Annotated in this window: 1 protein-coding gene; it reads right to left on the bottom strand. The window is 65.8% G+C overall.

The genetic code is table 11. The annotated features are described in order from the left end of the window. On the bottom strand, positions 1-692 hold a 692-nt coding region (locus tag ABD089_RS13720), incomplete at both ends, for an integrase core domain-containing protein (protein ID WP_343887027.1).

Genomic DNA, 692 nt, shown 5'->3' with positions numbered 1-692 from the left:
CTCGTTCAGTGTTGTAGAACGTGAGCCAGTCGGCAAGGGCGTCGCGGCGTGCTTGGTTGCTGGTGAAGGGCTGTCGGTAGGCCCATTCGGTTGCCAGGGTTCGGTTGAGGCGCTCGACCTTGCCGTTCTGCCAGGGGCAGTGGGGCTTGATGAACTTCTGTTTCGCGTCGAGGGCTGCGACTGCCGCCTTGAAGTCGCTGCTGTTGCGGTAGGCGAAGGCATTGTCGGTGATCACCCGCTCGATACGGGTGATGCCGTGGTCTGCGAAGAAGGCAGCGGCGCGGGTGAGGAAACCAGCGCAGGTGGGTCCCTTCTCGTCGTCGTGGATCTCGATGTAGGCCAGCCGGGTGTGGTCGTCGACGGCTGCATGGACGTAGTCGTAGCCGATCTTTGCCCGCTTGTTCCTCTCGGTGCTGGTCGCGGCCCGTCCGCGGCTTCGCCAGCCTCCGCCGTCGGGGATCTTGCCGATCTTCTTGACATCGAGGTGGATCAACTCACCGGGGTGCTCGCGTTCGTAGCGGCGTGTGGTGGCCTGGCTGCCGCGGATCACTGCTCCGGTGATCGGATCGAGGTGGGCCAACGGGGGCATGTGATGACGCTTCCAGATCGCCGAGACGGTGCGCGCGGGAACACCGGTCGCGGCGCTGGTGTGGGTTGGGCCCTGCCGGTGCAGCGCGCGGTGCGCCAGGACC

This window comes from Luteococcus sanguinis (assembly GCF_039527675.1).
GTDB classification, from domain to species: Bacteria; Actinomycetota; Actinomycetes; order Propionibacteriales; family Propionibacteriaceae; genus Luteococcus; species Luteococcus sanguinis.
The sequence above is the reverse complement of the archived record's forward strand: the minus strand, read 5'-3'. Positions and strand labels throughout refer to the sequence as shown.